Raw genomic sequence first — 1,293 nt, 5'->3', positions numbered from 1 at the left:
GACGTTAGACTGAGCAGAGGCGAGTTGAAAGCGTTGCTGTTGTCGGATGAGGACGGCTTTCGCCAGGCATTGCAGAGTGTCGTGCAGGAGGTTCTTGAAGCCGAGATGACGGAGGCGATCGGGGCCGAGAAAGGCGAGCGGACGGCGGAGCGGACGAGTTACCGGTCCGGCTATTACGAACGCAAGCTGGTGACGCGGGTCGGGGTGCTGGAGCTTCGCGTTCCGCAGGATCGGGCTGGCCGGTTCTCGACGGAGTTGTTTGAGCGCTACCAGCGTTCGGAGAAGGCATTGGTGTCGGCGCTGGTCGAGATGTACGTGCAGGGCGTTTCGACCCGCAAGGTGAAGGCGGTGACGGAGGAATTGTGCGGCCACTCCTTCTCGGCCTCGACGGTGAGCGAGGCGACGATGCGGCTGGATGAGGCGCTCAAGGCGTTCTTCACGCAGCGGCTCGAGGAAAGCTATCCGTATCTCATCTTGGACGCGCGCTATGAACGGGCTCGCGAGGCGGGCGTGATCGCCAGCCAGGCGGTGCTGGTGGCGATCGGCGTGGATTGGGAGGGCCGGCGCCAGGTTCTGGGCGTGGAGCTGGCCAACCGGGAGAGCCATTCGAGCTGGCGCGAGTTCGTGACGGGGCTCAAGAATCGCGGGCTCGCCGGCGTCGAGTTCGTCGTCTCCGACGACCATCCGGGGCTCAGGGCGGCAATCCGCGAAGTGCTGCCCGAAGCGGTCTGGCAGCGCTGCTACGTGCACTTCCTCAGAAACGCGCTCGACTACGTGCCGCGCAAGGTCGACAACGATTGCCTGATGGAGCTCAGATGGTTCTACGACCGGCGCGACCTTGCCGAGGTCAAACGCGACCTGGCGCAGTGGATCGCCAAATGGCAGGCCAAATACCCGAAGCTGGTCAACTGGGTGGAAGATAACATCGAGGAGACGCTGAGCTTCTATCGGCTGCCGCTAGCTCACCACAAGCACATGAAGTCGACGAACATGCTGGAGCGGCTGAACCAGGAGATCAAGCGGCGCACCCTGGTCGTTCGCATCTTCCCCAACCCGCGGAGCTGTCTGCGGCTGGTTCGGGCATTGGCGGTGGAGATCCACGAGAACTGGCTCGAGGCGACCCGCTACCTCAACATGGATCATCTGCGCGAGCACAAGAAGGAGAGCCTGAGGGCCCTGGCCGCCTGAGCACCGTCATGTGTCCGCCGCTCCGCTAAACACGGGGGCTGCGCGGCGGACACGCCGACGTCAACGCAATGCCACGCCATTTTGCAGAACTTGACGCACACAACT

Annotated in this window: 1 protein-coding gene; it reads left to right on the top strand. The window is 63.4% G+C overall.

Annotated elements, in window-relative coordinates; genetic code table 11:
• Positions 1–24: 24 nt before the first annotated feature.
• Positions 25–1,188 (top strand): IS256 family transposase, encoded by a 1,164-nt coding sequence (locus tag NKJ84_RS32955; protein ID WP_502904061.1) that lies wholly within the window; start codon positions 25–27, stop codon positions 1,186–1,188.
• Positions 1,189–1,293: the final 105 nt, after the last annotated feature.

It is taken from the genome of Mesorhizobium sp. M0048, assembly GCF_040323405.1.
In the GTDB taxonomy this organism is placed as follows: domain Bacteria; phylum Pseudomonadota; class Alphaproteobacteria; order Rhizobiales; family Rhizobiaceae; genus Mesorhizobium.
This window is presented reverse-complemented; position numbering and strand designations above follow the sequence as displayed.